This is a genomic window from Streptomyces sp. SID5910, from assembly GCF_009862125.1.
In the GTDB taxonomy this organism is placed as follows: Bacteria; Actinomycetota; Actinomycetes; order Streptomycetales; family Streptomycetaceae; genus Streptomyces.
This window is the reverse complement of record NZ_WWHX01000161.1, coordinates 1-1,594: the sequence shown is the minus strand read 5'-3', so window position 1 is coordinate 1,594 and position 1,594 is coordinate 1. Positions and strand designations below refer to the sequence as shown.

The following is a 1,594-nucleotide window of genomic DNA, read 5'->3' as shown; positions in this document are numbered from 1 at the left end:
GGCGGCGTCGGCGAGCTGCCGCAGCGACAGCTGCGCGTTGCGCCGCTGCTCGCGCAGGTACTCACCGAGATTGCCGACGTTGAGCGAAGCCATGCCTCCACCATGCCCCAGCGTGCTAACTATTGCAAGCAACCGCTTGCAAGAGTGCGCTCACTCACCGGGCGTCCGGTTCACACCGGTTCGGGCTGCGGGCGCGCCTGCGGTGCCGGGAGCGGTACGGTGACGGGGTCCCACAGTCTGGTGGTGCGCGCGTACCCGTAGACCACCGAGGCCATGGCCAGCAGCAGGAGCGGGCCGGCCAGCCACGGGTGCGCGGCCATCTGCACGGGCAGGTAGCGGTACGAGACCAGGAGTGCGGCGAAAACGACCGTGCCGTGGGCGACCAGGCGGACGCCCCGCCAGTCCAGGCCGCGGTCGAAGGTGCGCAGCGCCGCCTCGACCGTGCAGGCGAACACCACGCCGGCCAGCAGGTCCACGCCGTAGTGGTAGCCGAAGCCGAGCGTCGCGGTGAGCGTGGCGACCAGCCAGAAGGTGCCCGCCCAGCGCAGGGCGCGGGGGCCGGTGCGGGAGTGGATGAAGATCACCACGGCCCATGCGGTGTGCAGGCTGGGCATGCAGTTGCGCGGGGTGAACTCGTCGTACGGCATGTGCTGCGGGCCGCCGGCCGGCGGCAGGGTGTGCGGCCACAGGTCGGCCACCGCCCAGATCCCGCCGCCGGTGCCCCAGGCGCCGTCGCCGTAGGCGAAGACCGGCCCGACCACCGGGAAGATCATGTAGACGGCCGGTCCGAGCAGGCCTATGGCGAGGAAGGTGCGCACCAGGTGGTGGCGCGGGAAGCGGCGTTCGGCGGCCACGTCGCGCAGCTGCCAGACGGCGACGACGACCGCGGCCACGGGGAGCATGGTGTAGACGAAGTCGAGGACGTGGTGGCCGACGGGGCCGGTGGCCCCGACGATCCGGCCGGCCGCCCAGGACGGGTTGCCGAGCGCGTGGTCGGCGCTGGCCAGGTACTGGTCGAGGACCGTCGGGCGGGTCTTCGACGTGATGAGCAGCCAGGCGTCGCCGGTCTTGCGGCCGGCCACCAGCAGCAGCCCGAGCCCGACGCCCTTCAGCAGCAGGACGCGTTCCCGTCCGGTGCGGCGGGTGAGGGCGACGACCGCGTGGCCGAGGATCACCCACAGCGCGCCGTTGCCGAAGTTCATGTCGGCGCCGGCCGGCCACCGCACCAGGGCGAACACGACGTCGATACCGACCGCGAGACCGGCCGCGACGAACCGCTCCCGCCAGGTGAGCACCACCATCATCAGCGCCATGCTGGCGTACAGCAGCGGCCCGGAGGCGGGGGCGAACACCACCTCGCGCGCCTGGTTGGTGATCGGCCCCGGCATGCCGTAATGGCGTGCGGCGATCTCCAGCGCCACCATGAACGCCAGGGCGATCACACCGGCCGCGGTCCACAGCATCGCCTGTGGCCGACGCCACGCGGCGAACGTGCTTCTGACGCGTATTCGCGAAGTCGGAGGCGGTGGGGCAGGTATCAATTTTTGGCCGATACGTGAGAAATAGGCGGTTACGAAAGCTCGAACGAGTGGTG

At 71.3% G+C, this 1,594-nt stretch carries 1 protein-coding gene and 1 pseudogene; both read right to left on the bottom strand.

Annotated features, from left to right (window positions below; translation table 11 throughout):
- A pseudogene (locus tag GTW67_RS05740) lies at positions 1-93 on the bottom strand (helix-turn-helix domain-containing protein); the annotation flags it as partial.
- Between the two features lie 77 nt (positions 94-170).
- Positions 171-1,463 (bottom strand): phosphatase PAP2 family protein, encoded by a 1,293-nt coding sequence (locus tag GTW67_RS05735; protein WP_161163702.1) that lies wholly within the window; start codon positions 1,461-1,463, stop codon positions 171-173.
- Positions 1,464-1,594: the final 131 nt, after the last annotated feature.

What these genes read in the sequence shown, in the direction of transcription:
- GTW67_RS05735 (WP_161163702.1), bottom strand. Translation starts at nt 1,463, where the DNA reads ATGCTGTGGACCGCGGCCGGTGTGATCGCCCTGGCGTTCATGGTGGCG.